This window comes from Sulfitobacter sp. D7, assembly GCF_003611275.1.
GTDB lineage: Bacteria > Pseudomonadota > Alphaproteobacteria > Rhodobacterales > Rhodobacteraceae > Sulfitobacter > Sulfitobacter profundi.
This window is the reverse complement of the sequence record NZ_CP020694.1, coordinates 3,070,001-3,091,033: the sequence shown is the minus strand read 5'-3', so window position 1 is coordinate 3,091,033 and position 21,033 is coordinate 3,070,001. Positions and strand designations below refer to the sequence as shown.

The 21,033-nt window shown below is 61.3% G+C and carries 22 protein-coding genes (1 of these 22 running past the window's edge); 12 read left to right on the top strand and 10 right to left on the bottom strand.

Annotation, left to right across the window (positions count from 1 at the left end; translation table 11 throughout):
- Nucleotides 1-82: 82 nt before the first annotated feature.
- Nucleotides 83-439: a helix-turn-helix domain-containing protein gene (locus tag B5M07_RS15100; protein WP_120351895.1), complete on the bottom strand. Its 357-nt coding sequence runs from the start codon at nt 437-439 to the stop codon at nt 83-85.
- 164 nt (nt 440-603) lie between these two features.
- Between B5M07_RS15100 and B5M07_RS15095 the strand changes: the two genes are divergently transcribed.
- Complete coding sequence (locus B5M07_RS15095) at nt 604-1,512, top strand: LysR family transcriptional regulator (RefSeq protein ID WP_240791549.1); 909 nt, start codon at nt 604-606, stop codon at nt 1,510-1,512.
- A gap of 76 nt (nt 1,513-1,588) precedes the next feature.
- Here the strand turns inward: B5M07_RS15095 and B5M07_RS15090 are convergent, their stop codons facing one another.
- Nucleotides 1,589-3,187: a phosphoenolpyruvate carboxykinase gene (locus tag B5M07_RS15090; RefSeq protein WP_120351893.1), complete on the bottom strand. Its 1,599-nt coding sequence runs from the start codon at nt 3,185-3,187 to the stop codon at nt 1,589-1,591.
- A gap of 379 nt (nt 3,188-3,566) precedes the next feature.
- Between B5M07_RS15090 and B5M07_RS15085 the strand changes: the two genes are divergently transcribed.
- From B5M07_RS15085 to B5M07_RS15055, 7 genes are read left to right on the top strand one after another with little or no spacing between them, the layout of a single operon-like run.
- Entirely contained in the window at nt 3,567-4,268 is a 702-nt protein-coding gene (locus B5M07_RS15085) for a response regulator transcription factor (protein WP_067260621.1), read from the top strand.
- Nucleotides 4,269-4,310: 42 nt separating this feature from the next.
- Nucleotides 4,311-5,999 carry a sensor histidine kinase gene (locus B5M07_RS15080; RefSeq protein ID WP_120351892.1) on the top strand — a complete coding sequence of 563 codons (1,689 nt, stop codon included), beginning with the start codon at nt 4,311-4,313 and terminating at the stop codon, nt 5,997-5,999.
- Between the two features lie 21 nt (nt 6,000-6,020).
- Nucleotides 6,021-6,449, top strand: coding sequence for an HPr kinase/phosphorylase (locus B5M07_RS15075; protein ID WP_120351891.1), 429 nt, complete (start codon nt 6,021-6,023; stop codon nt 6,447-6,449).
- Nucleotides 6,446-7,351, top strand: coding sequence for an RNase adapter RapZ (rapZ, locus tag B5M07_RS15070; protein WP_120351890.1), 906 nt, complete (start codon nt 6,446-6,448; stop codon nt 7,349-7,351). The genes B5M07_RS15075 and rapZ overlap by 4 nt, the downstream gene beginning before the upstream one ends.
- A complete protein-coding gene (locus tag B5M07_RS15065) occupies nt 7,348-7,740 on the top strand; it encodes a PTS sugar transporter subunit IIA (RefSeq protein ID WP_120351889.1) in 393 nt (130 codons plus the stop codon). The genes rapZ and B5M07_RS15065 overlap by 4 nt, the downstream gene beginning before the upstream one ends.
- A gap of 16 nt (nt 7,741-7,756) precedes the next feature.
- Nucleotides 7,757-8,026: an HPr family phosphocarrier protein gene (locus B5M07_RS15060; protein WP_067623964.1), complete on the top strand. Its 270-nt coding sequence runs from the start codon at nt 7,757-7,759 to the stop codon at nt 8,024-8,026.
- 34 nt (nt 8,027-8,060) lie between these two features.
- Nucleotides 8,061-8,945, top strand: a complete 885-nt coding sequence (locus tag B5M07_RS15055) for a lysophospholipid acyltransferase family protein (protein ID WP_120351888.1) — start codon at nt 8,061-8,063, stop codon at nt 8,943-8,945.
- 79 nt (nt 8,946-9,024) lie between these two features.
- Here B5M07_RS15055 and B5M07_RS15050 read toward each other — a convergent pair whose 3' ends face one another.
- Entirely contained in the window at nt 9,025-9,900 is an 876-nt protein-coding gene (locus B5M07_RS15050; RefSeq protein WP_120351887.1) for a 3-hydroxybutyryl-CoA dehydrogenase, read from the bottom strand.
- 157 nt (nt 9,901-10,057) lie between these two features.
- On the opposite strand from B5M07_RS15050, the gene B5M07_RS15045 reads away from it, so the two are divergent.
- The gene (locus tag B5M07_RS15045) at nt 10,058-10,891 is read left to right on the top strand and encodes a DUF6473 family protein (RefSeq protein ID WP_120351886.1); all 834 of its coding nucleotides are present in this window, start codon (nt 10,058-10,060) and stop codon (nt 10,889-10,891) included.
- Nucleotides 10,892-10,967: 76 nt separating this feature from the next.
- Here the strand turns inward: B5M07_RS15045 and B5M07_RS15040 are convergent, their stop codons facing one another.
- From B5M07_RS15040 to B5M07_RS15015, 6 genes are all read right to left on the bottom strand, one after another.
- Nucleotides 10,968-11,894, bottom strand: coding sequence for an electron transfer flavoprotein subunit alpha/FixB family protein (locus B5M07_RS15040; protein ID WP_120351885.1), 927 nt, complete (start codon nt 11,892-11,894; stop codon nt 10,968-10,970).
- Nucleotides 11,894-12,652, bottom strand: a complete 759-nt coding sequence (locus tag B5M07_RS15035) for an electron transfer flavoprotein subunit beta/FixA family protein (RefSeq protein WP_067623952.1) — start codon at nt 12,650-12,652, stop codon at nt 11,894-11,896. The genes B5M07_RS15040 and B5M07_RS15035 overlap by 1 nt, the downstream gene beginning before the upstream one ends.
- Nucleotides 12,653-12,813: 161 nt before the next feature.
- Nucleotides 12,814-13,389: a cob(I)yrinic acid a,c-diamide adenosyltransferase gene (locus B5M07_RS15030; RefSeq protein ID WP_120351884.1), complete on the bottom strand. Its 576-nt coding sequence runs from the start codon at nt 13,387-13,389 to the stop codon at nt 12,814-12,816.
- On the bottom strand, nt 13,389-13,595 hold the full coding sequence (locus B5M07_RS15025; protein WP_067623948.1) for a twin transmembrane helix small protein: 207 nt from the start codon (nt 13,593-13,595) through the stop codon (nt 13,389-13,391). Before B5M07_RS15025 ends, B5M07_RS15030 begins: the two co-directional genes overlap by 1 nt.
- Nucleotides 13,596-13,652: 57 nt before the next feature.
- The gene (locus B5M07_RS15020; protein WP_120351883.1) at nt 13,653-14,486 is read right to left on the bottom strand and encodes an SDR family NAD(P)-dependent oxidoreductase; all 834 of its coding nucleotides are present in this window, start codon (nt 14,484-14,486) and stop codon (nt 13,653-13,655) included.
- Nucleotides 14,487-14,543: 57 nt separating this feature from the next.
- Complete coding sequence (locus B5M07_RS15015; RefSeq protein ID WP_120351882.1) at nt 14,544-15,239, bottom strand: SH3 domain-containing protein; 696 nt, start codon at nt 15,237-15,239, stop codon at nt 14,544-14,546.
- Between the two features lie 224 nt (nt 15,240-15,463).
- Between B5M07_RS15015 and B5M07_RS15010 the strand changes: the two genes are divergently transcribed.
- On the top strand, nt 15,464-17,905 hold the full coding sequence (locus tag B5M07_RS15010) for a DNA topoisomerase IV subunit A (protein WP_120351881.1): 2,442 nt from the start codon (nt 15,464-15,466) through the stop codon (nt 17,903-17,905).
- A gap of 25 nt (nt 17,906-17,930) precedes the next feature.
- On the opposite strand, the gene B5M07_RS15005 is transcribed toward B5M07_RS15010, so the two are convergent.
- Nucleotides 17,931-19,289 (bottom strand): cytochrome P450, encoded by a 1,359-nt coding sequence (locus B5M07_RS15005; RefSeq protein WP_205570873.1) that lies wholly within the window; start codon nt 19,287-19,289, stop codon nt 17,931-17,933.
- Between the two features lie 126 nt (nt 19,290-19,415).
- Between B5M07_RS15005 and B5M07_RS15000 the strand changes: the two genes are divergently transcribed.
- Both B5M07_RS15000 and tuf read left to right on the top strand, forming a co-directional pair.
- Complete coding sequence (locus B5M07_RS15000) at nt 19,416-19,994, top strand: hypothetical protein (RefSeq protein WP_120351879.1); 579 nt, start codon at nt 19,416-19,418, stop codon at nt 19,992-19,994.
- Nucleotides 19,995-20,155: 161 nt separating this feature from the next.
- Nucleotides 20,156-21,033: the 5' portion of an elongation factor Tu gene (gene tuf / locus B5M07_RS14995; RefSeq protein WP_067622157.1), read on the top strand. It continues 298 nt past the right edge of the window; 878 of the gene's 1,176 nt are visible here — the first part of the coding sequence; its start codon is at nt 20,156-20,158; the stop codon falls past the right edge of the window.

Here is a 21,033-nt window from a genome sequence, read left to right as displayed (position 1 = left end):
TTGCCGCGGGGTTGCGTGCTGCCGTGAAGCTGTTGCAAGCCGCGTGGCCGAGGCCGTAGTTAGCGTGGACAGAGAGCCGCGATCAGCTTTTGCGCGACACCGTGACGCCAGAGACGTCCTCAATAAACGTTAGAATTCGGGCCTTTACCGCATCGTCCTTGATGGAGCCGATGGCATTCACGATCTCAAGGTGGGGGTCATTGCTGTTCTCGGGGTGGTCGTCATCCAGCCCTTCAAAGAAATAGCCGGGGGTCACATTCAGTATCCGGGCAAGCTCATGCAGGCGGCTGGCGGCAATCCGGTTGGAGCCGATTTCATACTTCTGGATCTGCTGAAACGACAGCTTGAGTTCACGCGCCACATCGGTCTGGGATTGCCTTCGCAGGGTGCGGGCCTGCTTGAGTCGGCGACCGACGTGAACGTCTACAGGGTGGGACATAGTTCAATACCTCAGGTTGAGTACAATACATTCACTACCCGCAATGTGTTGAGGATCAATTGCCTAGATATGGCCCCTTTGGGTTAACCGATTTACCTTGGCTGGATAGATTATGTTGCGTTACCGGATGATTCATGTACCATCCATTGCCTATGAACCAACATATGTCCGATATTGAGCCGGTCGCACCCGTGCCCCCGACCCCGCAAAAGGACCCTGCGCCGGCCCTTTTGTTCGAGATGATACGCTCATTCGTGACCTTGGCGCAAACGCTGAACCTCAGCCATGCGGTCGCTCAACTGGCAAGCACGCGGCAAACGGTTCGGCGGCATATCCAGCAATTGGAAGAGGCGATGGGCGCGCCGCTGTTCACCATTGAGAACCGGCGCTATTCCCTGACTAAGGCTGGCGTGGAGGCCTTGCCCGAAGCGCGCGATATCATTGACCGGGGCAAGCTGTGGCTGGATGGCAAGACGCGCCACGCCGACGGGATGCTGCGCCTTTCGCACGAAGAGCCGAACGGATGGAGTTTTCACCAGCAGCAGCAGCCCTTGTCACTGATCTGGGATGGGGGCTCAGCGATGATGCAGGCCGCGCTTCAGGCGTGGTGCATGAGCCGGGGAGAGTTGGAGAGCGAAGCCTTTCGCGCCATGCGCCCCTATGTGCTGGTGTATCGCGACTCGCCCAATGGATGGATCTGTACCGAAGTGGGGGAGAAATCGTTCTACACGCAGTGGTGGGGCTGGACCAACGCGCGCAGCAGCATCGGACGGCCACTGAAGCTGTTTCCGGGCGGGCCCGAGTTTGAGAATATGCTGAACTTCCCCTTTCGAGAGGTGGAGGCGACCTGTGGCGTTCGGTTGGACGAGGTGGTTACCCAAATCCCACGCGAAGAGGGTGGCGAGCCGGTGCCCTTGGCCTACAAACGCCTGCTGATGGCCGGGCGGTATCCGGACAAAAGCTTTGCCCTGATCGCGGCGGTGGACCGGTCGACCTCAGTGAATATCGCCGGTGTTGATGACAGCTTCCTGCGCGAGATGCCTTTGGACGCAAAGGTAACATTCGCAGGCTGACGAACATTGAGGGCAAGATGCAAAAAGGGCCGCCCATCAAGGCGGCCCTTTCTGTTTTGGATGCTAACGCAAAGGCTTAGCTGATCGCTGCGGCTTTCACATCGTCGTCGATATAGGGCAGGTATTGTTCAAAGTTGTCCGAGAACATCTTGACCAGTTTGGCCGCCTGACGGTCATAGGATTCCGGATCGTCCCATGTGCGGCGCGGGTCGAGCAGGATGTCGGCGACGCCGTTGACCGAAACCGGAACGTCGAAGCCAAAGTTCGGGTCTTTGCGGTATTCAGCCTCTGCCAGACGCCCCTCAAGCGCGGCACTCAGCAGGGCGCGGGTGGCTTTGATCGGCATCCGCGAGCCGGTGCCGTAGGCGCCGCCGGTCCAGCCGGTGTTGACCAGCCAGCAGGTGGCACCATGCTGGGCGATCTTCTCGCGCAGGAGGTTGCCGTAGACCTCGGGGCGGCGCGGCATGAAGGGCGCGCCGAAACAGGTGGAGAATGTGGGCTCAGGCTCGGTCACGCCACGCTCGGTGCCCGCCACCTTGGAGGTGAAGCCCGACAGGAAGTGGTACATCGCCTGCGCCGGGCTGAGCCGCGCAATCGGAGGCAGCACACCGAAGGCATCGCAGGTCAGCATGATGATGTTCTTGGGGTGGCCCCCGACGGCCTTCTCGCTGGCGTTGGAGATATAGTGCAGCGGGTAGGCGGCGCGCATGTTGGCCGTGAGCGAGTCGTCGTCGAAGTCCAGTTCGAAGGTGTCTGGATCGAAGACCATATTCTCGATCACCGTGCCGAACTTGGAGGTCGTCGCGTAGATTTCCGGCTCTGCCTCGGGGTTGAGGTTGATGGTCTTGGCATAGCAGCCGCCTTCGAAGTTGAAGGTGCCGTTGTCGGACCAGCCGTGCTCATCATCGCCGATAAGCGTGCGTTCGGGATCGGCCGACAGGGTGGTCTTGCCGGTGCCGGAAAGGCCAAAGAAAACAGCCGTATCAACGGGGTTGCCGGTGGCGTGGTTGGCGGAGCAGTGCATCGGCATGATGCCCTTTTCCGGCAGCAGGTAGTTCAGCAGGGTGAAGACCGACTTCTTGTTTTCGCCCGCGTATTCGGTGCCGCCGATGAGGATCATCTTGCGGTCGAAGTTCATCGCGATCACGGTCTCGCTGCGGCAGTTGTGCTTGGCCGGATCGGCCTGGAAGCTGGGGCAGTTGATCACGGTGAAATCGGCGGTGAAGTCCTGCAGCGCTTCGGCATCGGGGCGGCGCAGCATGGTGCGGATAAAGAGGCCGTGCCATGCCAGTTCCGTCACCATCCGCACGTTGATCGCGTGCTTGGGGTCGGCCCCGCCAACGAGGTCTTGGACGAAGTAGTCATTGCCTTGCATGTGAGCGATCATGTCTTGATAGAGCGCGTCAAACCCTTCGGGCGACATCTCGGCGTTGTTTTCCCACCAGATGCTGTCGGCCACGCTGTCGGTTTTGACCACATGTTTATCTTTGGGCGACCGGCCTGTGAACTTGCCGGTGGTCACCAGAAAGGCACCGCCTTTGCCGAGGCTGCCTTCGCCCCGTTTCAATGCCGCCTCGACCAGCGCAGGCTCGGTCAGGTTGTAATAGACATCGCCGAGCCCGCTGATCTGTTGATCTTCGAGGCTGAACTGCGGGTTTACCCGTCCAAATGTCATATGATGTCTCCTGTGGTAGCGCGTGAGCAGCGCAGTACGTGTCCGAGCGGGCGCAATTGCCCTGGGCATCGGGGGCCTTGAGAGCCTCTTAACACGGGCGTTTTCAGGTTGAACAGGCAGCTTTGTCACAGTTAGCGCCATCATGTAAAACTTTGTTTCGAAGCGCTTAGAACCCGGCCCAAAGCGATGCGCACCGCCCTAGTCTTATCTTGGGTAAGAGTAATTAAAGTGCGGCAATTTAGCCATTCCTAACCAAATTATGACCGAATTGGTGCATCTCAAAGGCACGATTCGCACTTAAGGATTGATTCGATCTGTAATATTGGAGATCACTGACTCCAAAAATAAGAACGAATTGAGCAGCATAAGGAAGCAGGCAATGTCAAAGATTGCATTGGTAGACGATGACAGGAACATCCTGACATCTGTTTCGATGACTCTTGAAGCTGAAGGCTTCGAAGTGGAGACCTACAACGATGGCCAAGCCGCGTTGGACGCCTTCAACAAGAAACTGCCGGATATGGCAGTGCTGGACATCAAGATGCCCCGCATGGACGGCATGGATCTGCTGCAACGTTTGCGTCAGAAAACCGCGATGCCGGTGATCTTTTTGACCTCCAAGGATGATGAGATCGACGAGGTGCTGGGCCTGCGCATGGGGGCCGATGACTACGTCAAAAAGCCGTTCAGCCAGCGCCTGCTGGTCGAGCGTATTCGCGCCCTTCTGCGCCGCCAGGACGCGGTAGAGACGAATGAGGTGGGCGATACCGAAGAGACCAAAGTGATGGAACGTGGCGATCTGCGGATGGACCCGTTACGCCACGCGGTCAGCTGGAAGGGCAAGGACGTGTCCCTGACCGTGACCGAATTCCTGCTGTTGCAGGCTCTCGCACAGCGCCCCGGTTTCGTGAAGTCGCGCGACCAACTGATGGACGTGGCCTATGACGATCAGGTCTATGTGGATGACCGGACGATCGATAGCCACATCAAGCGCCTGCGCAAAAAGATGCGCAGCGCGGATGATGAATTCTCGGCGATCGAGACGCTTTACGGCATCGGCTATAGATATAACGAAGAGTAAACCCGGCGCTTAACGCGGGTCGAAAGGAAGCTTGTGCGGGACATGACTGCTGGCAGGGACGGTGATGTTGTACTGGGGGACGATTGGGTCACTCCTGACAGTGCCGCGCCGGATGAAATTCGGGTCAAGCGCGAACGGCGGGGGCTGTTCTCGCTCCGCTCCTCGCCGCTGACACGCAAGATCATTACCTTTAACCTCATCGCGCTCAGCGTTCTGGTGGCGGGGATCCTCTACCTCAATTCCTCGCGCGACAGTCTGGCGTTGCAACGCGCCGCGGCGCTGGTGTCCGAGACGGAGCTGATCGCCGATGTGATCGAAGCGCAGCTTCCCGCAGGCGCACCTGTGAACCTGACCACCGGCGACGGTGTCGACGTGGCCGCCACGCTTGAGGGGCTGGACCTGCGCGGCGGCATCGAAGTTTTCGTCTATGACCCGGCGGAAACGCTGGTGGCCCGCACCGCTGGCAGCCTCACCGTTGCCGAAGCCCTCGCCGCTTCCGAGGCGGGCGAGCGGACACTGTTGAACGACGGGTTGAACTGGCTTTGGGAGCGGGTCTCGGCCCCCTTCGGCACGGATGAGGTCACCGCCTCCCCGCCGCTCGAAGAACAGTTGCGCGGCATGGTCGGCACCAGCGTGACCGGCGGCACCCGGCTGGAAGGCACGCTTGCCATCGAAGGAGGCACGCTGTTCAGCGTTGTGACCCCCATCATGCAGGGCGACACCCCCGTCGGCGTGGTCGCCGTGGCCAGCGCGGCGGGAGAGATTGACCGTCTTGTGCGCAGCGAACGTGAGCGCGTTTTGCAGATGTTCGTCATCGCCACACTGGTCTCTATCGGGCTCAGCCTCGTGCTGGCCTCGACCATTGCCAACCCGCTGGCCGAACTGTCCACTGCCGCCGAACTTGGCCGCGACAAGGATGCGCGCAAGATGAACCCCGGCCGCATTCGCATCCCCGACCTGACCGCGCGCCCCGACGAGATCGGCCGCCTGTCAGGCGCACTGCGCGGGATGGTCTCGGCGCTTTACAACAGGATCGACGGTAACGAACAATTCGCCGCCGATGTGGCCCATGAGATCAAGAACCCGCTCGCCTCTCTGCGGTCTGCTGTCGGCACCCTGCGCATGGTCAAACGCGACGACCAACGCGAGAAGCTGCTGGATGTGATCGAGCATGACGTGCGCCGCCTCGACCGGCTGGTCAGCGACATCTCCAATGCCTCGCGGCTTGATTCCGAACTGGTCAAGGAAGAGGAAGAGCCCTTCGACCTGCTGCAAATGCTGGGCAATCTGGGCCAGTATCTGGGCGAGGATGCGAAATCCAAGGGCATTGACTTTATCACCGATCTGCCCGCCGCGCCGATCACCGTACATGGGCTTGAGGCCCGTTTGGCGCAGGTTTTTGTGAACCTCATCACCAACGCGATCTCCTTTTGCGAAGATGGCGATGCGATCCGGGTCTGGGCGCGCAAGCGTGCCAACCGCGTGCTGATCGTGGTCGAGGACACCGGCCCCGGCATTCCCGAACAGGCGCTTGGCAAGATTTTCAAACGCTTCTATTCGCAGCGCCCGGAAGAGCATTTCGGCAATAACTCCGGCCTCGGCCTCGCGATTTCGAAACAGATCGTCGAAGCCCACGGCGGCGTGATCTGGGCCGAGAATATTCGCCCAACCGAAGCCGACATCACCTCCGAACCGCTCGGCGCGCGTTTTGTCGTGGGGCTGCCTACATAAAGCACGGGCGCGGGGCCTGATATGACAGTCGAGCGCGAAAACCTCCACGCCAGCTGCGTGGCGATCAACGGGCGTGGGGTGCTGATCCTCGGCCCCTCCGGCGCGGGCAAATCGGCCCTTGCCTTGCAATTGATGGCCCTCGGCGCCACGCTGGTGGCAGATGACCGAACCGATGTCACCCGCCATGGCGAGCAGGTGATCGCCAGCGTTCCTGACACGATCCGCGGCCTGATCGAGGCGCGTTACGTGGGCATCTTGCGGGTCGAAGATCACGGCCCCGTGCCCTTGGGCCTTGTCGTCGATCTGGCCCATACCGAACACCAGCGCCTTCCTGAGCGCCACAGCCATCTGATACAGGGTGTCACGTTGCCCTGTTTTCACAAATGCGATAGCGCTCATTTTGCGGCAGCAATTCATCTGTATATAGCAGGTGTGAAAGAACCGAATTGATCAGTCAGACCTCATCAACAGACCCCGCCACTCGGCGGTTGGTCCTTGTCACCGGCCCTTCGGGCGCCGGACGCTCCTCTGCGCTTAACGTGCTGGAGGATGCGGGCTTTGAGGCGATCGACAATCTGCCGCTGCGTTTGCTGCCCGCGCTGCTTGACCGTCCCGGCGATGCGCAGTCGGTGGCCTTGGGCATCGACGCGCGCAACCGCGACTTCTCAACCGAAGGTGTGTTGGAACTGATGGGCCGCCTGTCGGCCGAGCAGGGGTGGAGCGCGGAACTACTCTATCTCGACTGTGCACCCGATGTGCTGTTGCAGCGATTTTCCGAAACCCGCCGCCGCCACCCGCTGGCCCCCGCCGACCGCCCCGTTGACGGCATCACCCGCGAGCAAGAGCTGCTACACCCGATCCGCGCCCGCGCCGATGTGTTGATCGACACGACCACGCTCAACGTCCACGAGCTGCGCGCCGAGGTGGAGCAGTGGTTCGCCCCCGGCGGCCAGCGCCACCTCACGGTCTCGGTGCAGAGCTTTTCCTACAAACGCGGCCTGCCGCGCGGCGTCGATGTGGTGCATGACTGCCGTTTCCTTAGAAACCCCTATTGGGTGCCCGAATTGCGCAGTGGCGACGGGCGGGATGCAGCTGTCGCGGCCCATGTGGCAGGCGATAAACGCTACACAGATTTCGCCGACAAGGTGCTCGACCTTAGCCTGCTTTTACTGCCCGCTTACCGCGAAGAGGGCAAATCGCATATCTCCATCGCATTTGGCTGCACGGGCGGGCAACACCGCTCCGTCGCCATGGCGGAAGATCACGCTTTGCGCCTTGCAGAGCAGGGCTGGCAGGTGTCAATTAGGCACCGTGAGCTGGACCGTCAGCATCGTGAGGAAAATAAGCCGTGATCGGGATCGTCATCGTCGCACATGGGGGGCTGGCGCAAGAGTATCTTGCCGCCATCGAACATGTCGTGGGATCCCAATTCGGCGTCCGCGCCATCGCGATCGAGGCCGACCACGACCGCGCCGATAAAGAACGCGAAATCTGCACCGCTGCCGATGCGGTGGACCAAGGCGCGGGTGTCGTGGTCGTCACCGATCTTTTCGGCGGATCACCCTCAAACCTCAGCCTCTTGGCGTGCCGCCCGGAAAACCGCCGGATCATCTACGGCGCGAACCTGCCAATGCTGATCAAACTCGCCAAATCGCGGCATATGGATGTGCCCGATGCCGTGCGTGCCGCACTCGAAGCTGGTAAGAAGTATATCGACAGCCAGAATGTCAGCGCAGGTTAGAAGGCCCCAGTACGTCATGCCCGAATTTTCTTTAAAGATCGTAAACGAAAAAGGCCTGCACGCGCGCGCCTCCGCCAAATTGGTAGAAGTGGTCGAGGCTTTCGATGCCCGCGCCGAAGTCAGCAAGGATGGCATGTCGGCCTCAGGCGACAGTATCATGGGGCTGTTGATGCTCGGCGCCTCCCGCGGCACCTCGATTGATGTCCAAACTTCCGGCCCCGATGCCGATGCCTTGGCCGACGCTTTGACCGCCCTCGTAGCGGATAAGTTCGGCGAAGGGTACTAAGCCCGCCGGGCGGGAAAAAGGATCCTCCGACTCCATGGATGACGCGCAAAAGCAGGCGGCCAAATCGGCCCAGACAGGTAACGGTACGGTGACCTTCACCAAATACGACCGCCGCAGCCTGTCTTATGCCTCGACCTTCGATGACCCATGGAAGGCGCGTGTGATCTCCGCGATGGAGCTTTTCACAGGCAAGCTCAAAATCCTGCGCCTGATCCGCAAGTTTGAGCAACGCGGCACCCCCTCGGGCCAAGCCTTCTGGCGCGCCGCACTCGACACGATGGGCATTGATCTCACCACCCCGCAAGAGCAGCTTGACCGCATCCCTAAAGAAGGGCCGGTCGTGGTCGTGGCGAACCACCCCCACGGCATGGTCGACGGCATGATTTTCGCCGATCTCATTGGCCGTGTGCGCCCCGACTACCGTATCCTCACCCGGTCGCTGCTCACGTCGATCGACGAAGTGGCCGGCAGCTACATGATCCCGGTGCCTTTCCCGCACGACCCGGATGCGCAGCGTAAAGGCGTTGAAATGCGCGCCAAGGCCATGGCCCACCTCAAAGACGGCGGCGTTGTGGCGCTTTTCCCCTCCGGCGTCGTTGCCGCGTCGGAAAGGTGGTGGGGCCCGGCGGTCGAGGCGGAATGGAACGTCTTCACCGCCAAGATGATCCGCCGCTCCGGTGCGCAGGTTGTCCCGATGCGTTTTCCCGGCCAGAATAGTCGCGCCTATCAGATTGCGAACAAGCTCAGCCCGATGCTGCGCCAAGGGTTGTTGCTGCATGAAATCGCCCACGCCTGCGACAAACCCCAAGGCCCCATCGTCGGCCATCCGCTTGCCCAAGAACAGGTCGACCGCTGGGCAGACGACCCGCGCGGCTTCATGGCCTGGCTCCGCGCCCACACTCTGGCGCTGACCAACTGATCTTCATCCTTTTAAAAATACCCGCGGGGGAATCGCGCCTTTGGCGCGAGGGGGGCAGGGCCCCCAACACCCTTACGGCTTAGCGCGTCGGAACCGGTTTCTCGCCCCGGTAGTCATAGAACCCGCGCTGCGTCTTGCGGCCCAGCCACCCGGCTTCGACATATTTGGTCAGCAGCGGGCAGGGGCGGTATTTCGTATCGGCCAGCCCATCATGCAGCACGTTCATGATCGCCAGACAGGTGTCCAGACCGATGAAATCCGCCAGTTCCAGAGGGCCCATCGGATGGTTGGCCCCCAGCTTCATCGAACTGTCGATCGACTCGACGTTGCCGACCCCTTCATAAAGCGTATAGACCGCCTCGTTGATCATCGGCATCAGGATGCGGTTCACGATAAAGGCTGGGAAATCCTCGGCCGAGGCGGCGGTCTTGCCCAAGCGGTCCACCACGGCTTTGCAGGCGTCATAGGTTTCCTTATCCGTGGCAATGCCGCGGATCAGTTCGACCAATTGCATCACCGGCACGGGGTTCATGAAATGAAAGCCCATGAATTTCTCGGGGCGGTCGGTGCGGCTGGCCAGACGGGTGATCGAGATCGAAGAGGTGTTCGAGGTCAGGATCGTCGTCGGTTTCAGATGCGGGATCAGATCTTCGAAAATCGCCTGTTTCACCGTTTCCCGTTCCGTGGCGGCTTCGATCACCAGATCGCTCTGGCCCAGATCGCTCAGCGTCTGGGTCGTGGTGATGCGCGCCATGGCGGCATCGCGCTCGGCGGCGGTGATCTTTTCGCGGCTGACTTGACGGTCCATATTGCCGGTCACGGTTTTCGTCGCTTTGGCCAGCGCATCGGCGCTGACATCGTTCAGCAGCACGTCGTAGCCCGCCAGCGCCATGACATGGGCGATCCCGTTGCCCATCTGCCCTGCTCCCACGATACCGATTTTCTGGATGTCCATGGCCTGTCCTTTGCTTGAGTTCGGCGCACAATAGGGCGCGTGGCGGGGGTGCCGCAAGGGCAGCTGTTTACGAAAACTCACGGCAAATTCGCCCGTTAACAGAATCGCAGCCCCTACCGTGCAATCTGGCTTTGGGTGAACAACAAAGGTGGGTTCAATGACCTATGACACAGTGGGGCCAGCGCCTCTGGACTATTTGCCATGCCGCTATGGTACCTCAAAGCTGATGTTTCGCGGCCCCCGCCGCAGGCTGGAGGCGCCCTATATCGCCTTTCTCGGCGGGACGGAGACCTATGGCAAATTCATTGAGGAGCCGTTTCCCGCGCGGGTCGAAGCCGAGATCGGCAAAACTTGTGTGAATTTCGGTTTTCCCAACGCGGGGATCGACGCCTTTGCGCATGATCCTTTCGTCGCGCAGGCCGCTTCGCAGGCGGATGTGACGGTGGTTCAGGTCATGGGCGCGCAGAACATGACCAACCGGTTCTATTCGGTCCACCGGCGCCGGAACGACCGGTTTGTCGGGGCTTCCGCGCTGTTGCAGACGATCTACCGCGAGGTCGATTTTTCCCAGTTCCACTTCAACCGCCACATGCTGACCCACCTCATGCAAGTCTCGCCCGAGCGGTTTGAGGCGGTGCGCGCAGAGCTGCAGCAAGCCTGGCTGGCGCGCATGCGTTTGATGCTGGGGCAGATACAGGGGCGCACGCTTTTGCTTTGGTTGGCCGACCGCCCGCCGGTCGCGGAGGCAGAGCAGCCGGTCGGGGAGTTGGGCCATGATCCGCTGTTCGTGACCCGCGAAATGTTGGACGCGGTGGCCCTACATGCCACGGCCAAGATCGAGGTCGTCTCTCCCAAAGACCCCTTTGCCGGGCCGACCGCTGGCATGGTGGTCAGCGAATTCGAGGCGCAGGCCGCGTCGGAAATGCTGGGCCCGATGGCCCATGCCAATGCCGCCGCCGCCCTGACCGATGCGCTGCAAAGCATGTCCTGACGCTCCCGGTACAGGCGCATGCAACGAAAAAGGCCCGCCGAGAACGGCGGGCCTTTGGTGTTTCACGTGAAGAGCTTTACAGCTTTTCGATAAGTTCCGGCACGGCGTCGAAAAGGTCCGCCACAAGGCCATAGTCGGCAACTTGGAAGATCGGCGATTCTTCGTCTTTGTTGATCGCGACGATGATCTTGGAGTCCTTCATCCCCGCAAGGTGCTGGATCGCACCGGAGATGCCGACCGCAATATAGAGGTCAGGAGCCACAACTTTACCAGTCTGACCAACCTGCCAATCGTTCGGGGCATAGCCCGAATCAACTGCCGCGCGCGAGGCGCCAACAGCCGCGCCAAGTTTGTCGGCCAGTTTTTCGATCAGGGCGAAGTCCTCTTCGGAGCCGACGCCACGACCACCGGAAACCACCACGCCTGCGCTTGTCAGCTCGGGGCGGTCCGATTCGGCGACCTTGTCTTCGACCCATGTGGACAGGCCGGGGTTGTCGGCAGCCGAGATGGTCTCGACCGAAGCAGAGCCGCCTTCACCCGCGGCATCGAAGGTCGATGTGCGGAAGGTGATGACTTTCTTGGCGTCGTTCGACTTCACGGTCTGCACCGCGTTGCCCGCATAGATCGGGCGCTCGAATGTGTCGGCGTCGACAACGCCCGAAGCATCCGAAATCACCATGACATCAAGCAGGGCCGCGACGCGGGGCATGATGTTCTTGGCATCCGTGGTGGCGGGCGCGACGATGTGGTCGTAGTCACCAGCCAGCGACACGATCAGTGCTGCGGTGGCTTCGGCCAGACGGTGGCCCAGCATCTCGTCTTCGGCGACCAGCACCTTGGAGACGCCATCGATCTTGGCCGCCGCTTCGCCTGCCGCCGCGGCAGAGCTGCCCGCCGCCAGAATGGTCACGTCGCCCAGTTTCTTGGCCGCTGATACCGCCTTGGCGGTTGCGTCCATCGACAGTTCGCCGTCGGAAATCTCTGCAATCAGAAGAACAGCCATTACACAGCCCCCGCTTCTTTGAGTTTCGCCACAAGCTCGTCAACCGAACCGACCTTGATGCCAGCGGCACGTTCGGCAGGCTCAACGGTTTTAACGATTTCCAAGCGGTTGGAGACATCGACGCCGTAGTCTTCGGCGGTCTTTTCATCCAGCGGCTTTTTCTTGGCCTTCATGATGTTCGGCAGCGAGGCATAGCGCGGCTCGTTCAGGCGCAGGTCCACGGTGACGACTGTGGGCATGGAGACTTCGATGGTCTGCAAGCCGCCGTCGACTTCGCGGGTGACTTTTGCCTTGTCGCCTTCGATGGCGATTTCCGAGGCGAATGTTGCCTGCGACCAGCCCATCAACGCCGAGAGCATCTGCCCGGTGGCGTTCATGTCATTGTCGATCGCCTGTTTGCCGCAGAGCACGAGGCCCGGCTGTTCTTCGTCAACAATCGCTTTCAAGATTTTGGCCACGGCCAGCGGCTCGATGTCCTTGTGTACATCGTCCGATGCGACCACGAGGATCGCGCGATCCGCACCCATGGCGAGCGCGGTACGCAGCGTTTCCTGCGCTTGCTTCACACCGATGGAGACAGCGACGACCTCTTCAGCCTGACCGGCTTCTTTCAGACGAATCGCTTGTTCAACGGCGATTTCGTCGAAGGGGTTCATCGACATTTTCACATTGGCAAGATCAACACCCGATCCGTCCGCTTTGACACGAACTTTCACGTTATAGTCGATCACGCGTTTGACAGGCACCAATACCTTCATGAGCGGTCTCTCTCCTCAGTTTGCGACGCGGGCTGGTGGCCCGGTCTCCCTAATTCTCCACACGGGTGTAACGAAGCGGATCGGATCAAAACAGGCCAAAATCGGCAGGTCGGCAGTTTTGAACGCGGCGTTTTCCCCGATTTTTGTCTGTTAGCGCTATTTTATGCGCGGTTCGCGCCCGGCACCCAGAGCACGTCTTCCTTGCCCGCGTTATTGGCCATACGCGCGGCGACGAAGAACCAGTCGCTGAGACGGTTCAGATAGGTGACACAGGCCGGGTTGATCGCCGTTTGCTCTGACAGCAGAACCGCCAGCCGTTCGGCGCGGCGCGCCACGGTGCGGCAAACATGCAGATGTGCGGCCAGCGCGCGGCCACCGGGCAGGATGAAGCTCCGTAGCGGCTCCAACTCGGAGTTCATCACGTCGATCTCGCGTTCAAGCCGGTCAACCTGTTCTTGCGTGACCCGCAGGGGCGGGTACTCTGCATCGCGGTCGGCCTCCATATCGGGACGGCAAAGGTCGGCGCCCAGATCAAAAAGGTCGTTCTGGATGCGGGCCAGTGCTTCGTCCGTGGCGCCGGTGGCTTCAAGCCGGGCAACGCCGACAAAGCAGTTCAACTCATCCGAGGTGCCATAGGCCTCGACCCGCGCGTCATGTTTGGCGACACGTTCGCCATTGCCAAGCGCGGTCGTGCCCTTGTCCCCGGTGCGGGTGTAAATCTTGTTCAGTACAACCATCAGATCGTGCCCCCTCGGAAATAGACATAGGCGAGGATCAGCAGCACGGCGATGAACTGCGCGATGATCCGCCAGCGCATCAGTTTGTTGGCGTTGCGTTTGTTGAATTTTCCCCCCGTGGCAAAGCCGCCCAGCCCCATCAGGAGCACAACGGCGACCGCCACGACGGAAAGCAGGACGATCACGAAAAACGGATCATTTGGCATGGGCTGTCCTTTCGTTGCCCCGAGATGTAGCGGCGCAGGGCAGTCGCGCAACCAAAATCAGCGGCTGGTGACCCAGTCCAGCGCCCGCGTCGGCAGGATACGCCGCAAAACACCGGCGATATGGGTTGGGGTTGTGACGAAATAGCGCGGGCGGGGCCGGGGGGATTCGACGGCATGGGCCAGTTTCTCGACCACCGCCTCGGGCGGGAGTTCGAAACGGTCCTTTTTGCCGCTGTCGTCATAGAGCCGGGGGCGCATGGTGGCCTCATACTCCGCCGCGCGGGGGCTGTTTTTCCAGTCGATCCAACGCTCGAAGCGCGGGATCGCCTTGGTCCGCAGCTTTGAGGTGACGGGGCCGGGTTCGATCAGGATCAACTCAACCCCCGTGCCGCGCATTTCAAGCCGCAGGGTGTCGGTCAGCCCCTCCAGCGCGAATTTCGTGGAGTTATACGCCCCGCGCCATGGCATCGCCACCATGCCAAGCACCGAAGAACATTGCACGATCCGCCCATGCCCTTGATTGCGCATCACCGGGATCACCGCGCGGGTCAGGCTGTGCCAGCCAAAGAAATTCGCCTCGAATATCTCGCGCAGCGCATCGGTGGGAAGGTCTTCGACCAGTCCGGGCGTCGCGTGGGCACCGTTGTTAAAGACAGCATCCAAGGTGCCGCCGGTTTGCTCTAGTACTTGGGCGAGGGCCGATTGGATGCTGGCCTCATCGGTATAATCGAGACGGGGCGCGTCGAACCCTTCGGCGCTCAGCCGGTCACAATCCGCTTGTTGGCGGCAGGCGGCAAAGACGCGCCAGCCGCGGGCGCGCATGCCATGGGCGGCGGCATAGCCGATGCCGCTGGAACAACCGGTGATGAGGATGGAACGGGTCGCAGTCATGCAAAGGGCCCTTCATTTGAAAGGCCCTTCATCGCGCGATGCTGTAAGATTGGCAAGTTAGCCGTTGTTGAGCAGGAAGTCGGCCATCCAACCGGATGCCGTGCCGTCGACGCTGCGAAAGCGCACCCAACCGGCACCGTTGTCTTCGACCACCTCTACGGCGTCACCTTTGCCCAGTTTCCCGACCACACCGAAATTGGTGCCCGGCCCACCGCGGACATTGACGCGGGTGCCATTCACTTTGCGAATGTCGGCCTGCGTAGTGCTGACATAGGTCGTGCCGTTGTCGGTGGCGTTGATCAGGCTTGGAATGACGACTGGCGCATTGGCGCTTGTGGTCGAATAGGCGGCCTTTTCCACTTTGGGGGTGCTGGTGCTGACAGCTTTGACGACTTTCGCGCCAGCGCGGTCCGCGGGGGTGGCCACGGCCTTTTGCACCATCGCGTCATTGGCCTGCGGCAAGTCGCTGAGTGTTGTAAGGTTCAGCGCCACGCGGGTCGCAGTCACATCCCGTGCCGGTGCGCGCTCGGCGAAGGGGGTGATGGGGCTTTCGGCCTTGCGGGCTGCATTTGCCGCGGCGGCGGTGACAAGCTTGGACGAGGATGTGCCGGCTTCTGCGCTGGCGATCAGCGCCGATGCTGCCGTCTCAGAGCTGGCCATCTGCGGGCCTGCTGGCACGAAATCCGCCCCGCCGCTCATCTCGTAGAATGCCCAGCCCATGAAACCAAATGTCAAAAAGATGAACCGTTTCATTTTGCTGTTCCTTGTCCCGTGTCAAAACCATGTTGCTGTTGAGAGACCAACGCGAAACTTCGCGAATGGTTCAATTCCGATTGGCAAGAATTCGCATATCCGGAAAGTATTGCTTTTTTCTCACTTGAAACCGTGTTGGCGACCTTTTTCCCGAGTCGACTGCGGGCAAAGGGCGGGCAATCTGTCGCTTGCCCGCTCTGCCGTGCTTGGCTAAAAGACCCGTCATGTCAGACATAAGCACACCCCCAGAACTCGACCCGAATGACCTGTCCGAGCCGCTGCGCCGCGCCTTGGGAGAGCGGTATCTGACCTATGCCTTGAGCACGATCATGCACCGGGCGCTGCCGGATGCGCGCGATGGGTTGAAACCGGTGCACCGCCGCATCCTTTATGCCATGCGCGAGTTGCGGCTGTCCTCGACGGGCGGCTTCCGTAAATCGGCGAAGATTTCGGGCGACGTGATGGGGAACTATCACCCGCATGGCGATGCCGCGATCTATGACGCGATGGCGCGTCTGGCGCAGGATTTCAACGTGCGCTATCCGCTGGTCGACGGGCAGGGCAACTTTGGCAACATCGACGGCGATAACCCTGCGGCCTCGCGCTATACCGAGGCGCGGATGACCGCCGTGGCCGAAGCCATGCTGGAAGGGCTGAACGAGAACGCGGTTGATTTCCGTGAGAATTACGATGGCACGCTGACCGAACCGGTGGTGCTGCCCGCGCAGTTTCCGAATCTGCTGGCCAATGGCTCTTCGGGCATCGCCGTGGGCATGGCCACGAACATTCCGCCGCATAACATTGCCGAGCTGTGTGACGCCTGTATTCACCTGATCAAGACGCCCGACGCCCGCGACGAGACGTTGTTGAACTACGTCCCCGGCCCGGATTTCCCCACCGGTGGCGTGATCGTCGAGCCGCCTGAGAATATCGCCAATGCCTACCGCACGGGCCGCGGCTCTTTCCGGCTGCGTTGTCGTTGGGAAGTTGAGGACCTTGGCCGGGGCGCTTGGCAGATTGTCGTTACCGAGATTCCCTATCAGGTTCAGAAATCCAAGCTGATCGAAAAGATCGCCGAACTGATCCAGACCAAGAAGATCCCGATTCTTGCCGATGTCCGCGACGAATCCGCCGAAGACATCCGCATGATTATCGAGCCGCGCTCGAAGAACGTCGATCCGAACGTGCTGATGGGGATGCTGTTCCGCAACTCGGACCTTGAGGTGCGCTTCTCGCTCAACATGAACGTGTTGATCGATGGCCAAACGCCCAAGGTCTGCTCGCTCAAGGAAGTGTTGCGCGCTTTCCTTGACCACCGGCGCGAGGTGCTGCAACGCCGCTCGCGGCACCGGATGGACAAGATCGACCACCGGCTTGAGGTGCTGCAGGGCCTGATCACGGCCTTTCTGAACCTTGACCGGGTGATCGAGATCATCCGCTACGACGACGACCCCAAAGCCGCCTTGATGTACGAGGATTGGAGCCGTGCGCATCAGGATACGCTGAGCCGCGCGATGGACGAATCCGCCTATGTCTCGCCCTTGGCGGGGGTCGATGTGTCGAAACTGGCGGTCATCGCGGATGCCGAGGCCGAAGCCACCGGCGTGCTGACTGAGAGCGGTGACACCCGCGCCATCCCGCACAGCTATGCAGGCCGCGAGAATGGCCTGTCGGATGTGCAGGCCGAGGCGATCCTCAACATGCGCCTGCGGTCCTTGCGGCGTTTGGAAGAAGACGCGCTGGTGAAAGAGCGTGACACGCTGATGACCGAACGCGCGGGTCTCGAAGACCTGCTGGAAAGCGACGACCTGCAATGGTCCACCATCGCTGACCAGCTGCGCGCGACGAAAAAGCAGTTCGGCAAGGACTGGGTGATCGACGGCATCAAGCGCGGCCAGCGCCTGACCGAATTCGACACCGCCGGAGAGGTTGAGGATGTCCCGATTGAGGCGATGATCGACCGTGAGCCGATCACCGTGGTCTGCAGCCAGATGGGCTGGATCCGCGCCATGACCGGCCATATCGATCTGAACCGCGAGTTGAAGTTCAAAGACGGCGACGGCCCGCGCTTTATCTTCCATGCCGAAACGACGGACCGGTTGCTGGTCTTCGGCTCGAACGGGCGTTTCTACACCGTCTCCGCCGCCAACCTGCCCGGCGGGCGCGGCATGGGCGAGCCTTTGCGTCTGATGGTTGATCTGCCTAACGAAGTGCAGATCGTGTCACTCTTTATCCACCAGCCGGGGCGCAAGCTGTTGGTTGCCTCAACGGCAGGCGACGGTTTCGTGGTGCCCGAGGATGACGTCGTGGCCCAGACCCGCAGCGGCAAACAGGTGCTCAACGTGCGTGGCGAAGGCGTCTCGGCGCTGGTCTGTCATCCGGTGTCGGGTGATAGCGTCGCCACCGTGGGCGAGAACCGCAAGGTGCTGGTCTTTGGCCTTGATGAATTGCCCGAGATGGGCCGGGGCAAGGGCGTGCGCCTGCAGAAGTACAAGGATGGCGGCCTGTCGGACGCCACGACCTTCACGCGGGAAGCGGGCCTCAGCTGGCAAGACCCGGCGGGCCGGACACGTACCGAGGCCGATCTGGCAGAATGGACCGGCAAGCGCGCAAGCTCGGGCCGGATGGCGCCGCGCGGCTTCCCGCGCGACAACAAGTTCACGTGAAACAGCCGCGCCTTTCGGGGCGCGGTCAGTCCAGCGGCTCGGCGGTCATCCAGACGCCGCCCTCGGGGCGCAGGGTCAGGATCATCACCGGCTCCGGGTCCTTGCCCGGCACAGGGGTGAACTTGAACCGCCCCAGCAGGGTGGCGAGGATGATTACAGCCTCCTGCAACGCAAAGCTCGCCCCGATGCAGATGCGCGGTCCGTCCCCGAAGGGCAGATAGGTATAGCGGTCGATCGCCTTGCGGTCGGCGAAACGTTCAGGCCGGAAAGCATCGGGATCGTCCCAAAGCAGTTCATTGCGGCCTAGCGCGTAGATCGGGATCATCACCGTGTCGCCGGGGCGGATTTCGCGGTCGCAGAGCCTGTCGTGCTTTTGCGCCGTGCGCGAAATGATCCCGGCGGCGGGGTAGAGCCGCAGCGCCTCGTCGATGATCATCCGCACCAAGGGCAGCTTGTCCACATCGTCGCCGGTGCAGGCACGGCCTTGCAGCACATCGCGCACCTCTGCGCTAGCGCGCGCCTGCATCTCGGGGTCGAACCCCATGAGGTACATCGACCAAGCTAGCGTCAGTGCCGTTGTCTCATGCCCCGCGACGATGAAGGTCAAGAGGTTATCGCGTAGCTCTCCGGTGTTCATCCGGCGCTTGGTCTTGGGGTCTTCGCCCTCCAACAGCAGGTCCAGCAGATCGGGCGTGCCGTCATGGCCGCGCGCCACCCGCGCTTCGATCGCCTGATCGGCCATCGCCTTCATCTGCTTCAGCGCCTGACCGGACATCATCCGCCCCGGACGCGGCAGCCAATCGGGCAGGCCGAGGATATCGAAGAGGCTGATCTTGCCCGCCTCGGCGATATAGTCGTCGATGGCGCCATGCACCTTGTCGCGGTCAAAGGTGCCATCGCCTGAGAAGGTCACGTCGCCGATCACCTCGAAAGTCGTCGTCACCATCTCATCGAGCATGTTGACCGCGCGCGGCCCAGCAGCGGCGATGCGCTTGGCCGAGCGGTCAGCGGCGGCGCTCATCACCGGGGCAAGGTTGCGCACGTTGCGCTGTGAGAAGACAGGGGCCGCCGCCCGGCGCTGCCAGCGCCAATGCGCCCCTTCTGCGATAAAGAGCGATTCCCCGATGGCCGGGCGCAGCAGGTTCTTGGTGACATCGGACTTCGGGTAGTCCTCCAGCCGGTCGAGCAGGATTTCCCGGATAGCACCCGGATCCATCACCATATGCCAGCGCTTGCCGGTCTTGCCCGAAACCATGGGCTGGGTGGTGGCGATCTTGGGGATGATGCTCAGCACGTTGCGCCGCGCCATCTGCAAACTGCCGAGCATTCCCACAGGCTCGGTCACCAGCGGTACGCGCACGGGCAGGGGGGATGGTTGGGTCATGATGCTGTCCTCACTCATATCCAAGATAGACCGGACCGGCAGGCGCGCAACTGCGGCAAATGATTGCGCCCCTCCCGGCCATCGGCTACCCCTTTTCGAAATCTTAACGCCCCCGAAGGATTGCCCATGTTCCGAGTTCTTGCCCTGTTGACCTTCGTCGCGACGCTGGCCGCCTGCAACGGGGCCTCCGACCTCGACAAAGCGCCGACCCCGCTGGGGGACTTCAACCTGCACCACAATATCGTCGTGGCGCCCAAAGCGCAGAAGGGGCCGCTGAGCCGCGAGGTCAGCAAAGAAGAATTGGCCGAGGCCGTGCGCGCCGCCACCGCCGAACGCTTCGACCGCTACGATGGGGAGCGTCTCTATCACTTCGGCATCAGCGTCGAAGGCTACGTGCTGGCACAGCCGGGCATCCCACTGGTCTTTGCCCCGAAGTCGATCCTGATTCTTAACCTCACGGTCTGGGATGACGCGAAGAACATGAAGCTGAACCCCGAGCCGCATCAGATCACTGTCTTCGAATCCCTCGATCAGGGCCCGGTTGTTGGCTCGGGCTATACCAAATCCGCCGAAGAGCAGCTCAAGAACCTCAGCCAGAACGCGGCCAAGTCGATCGAGACCTATCTGGTCAAGCAAAACCGCGAAGAGGGTTGGTTCAGCGGTGGTGTGGCACCGTCGCCTGCCGGGGAGCCGGAGGATAAATAACCCCCGTCGGGGCGCGCCGAACCGCTGCCGCATGGGCCCGATGGGCTTTAAGTGGCCCCAAGACGCAAGTCACGCTTGATTTTACCGCCCGAACCCAATACATCGCCCGCCAGATAGGGTTCGGGTCCCCGTTGGGGCCCCTCAATTAAAAGGGCGCCACCATGGCAAAGGCAAAGTTTGAACGTAACAAGCCACACGTCAACATCGGCACAATCGGCCACGTTGACCACGGTAAAACCACGCTGACCGCGGCGATCACCAAATACTTCGGTGACTTCCAAGCGTACGACCAGATCGACGGCGCGCCCGAAGAGAAGGCCCGCGGCATCACCATCTCGACCGCACACGTCGAGTATGAGACCGAAGCACGTCACTACGCCCACGTCGACTGCCCCGGCCACGCTGACTATGTGAAAAACATGATCACCGGTGCCGCTCAGATGGACGGCGCTATCTTGGTTGTGAACGCGGCCGACGGCCCGATGCCCCAGACCCGCGAGCACATCCTGCTCGGCCGTCAGGTTGGCATCCCCGCCATGGTCGTCTTCATGAACAAAGTTGACCAGGTCGACGACGAAGAGCTGCTTGAGCTGGTTGAGATGGAAATCCGCGAGCTGCTGTCTTCCTACGACTACCCCGGCGACGACATCCCCGTTGTGCCTGGTTCCGCTCTGGCGGCGATGGAAGGCCGTGACGAAAACATCGGCGAAAATGCAATCCGCAAGCTGATGGAAGAAGTCGACAACTACATCCCGACACCAGAGCGTGCTGTTGACCAGCCGTTCCTGATGCCCGTCGAAGACGTGTTCTCGATCTCTGGTCGTGGTACCGTTGTGACCGGCCGTGTTGAGCGTGGCGTGATCAACGTTGGCGACGAGATTGAAATCGTCGGCATCCGCGACACCAAGAAAACCACCTGCACCGGTGTGGAAATGTTCCGCAAGCTGCTGGACCGTGGTGAAGCTGGCGACAACATCGGCGCGCTGCTGCGTGGCGTTGAGCGTGACGGCGTTGAGCGCGGTCAGGTTCTCTGCAAGCC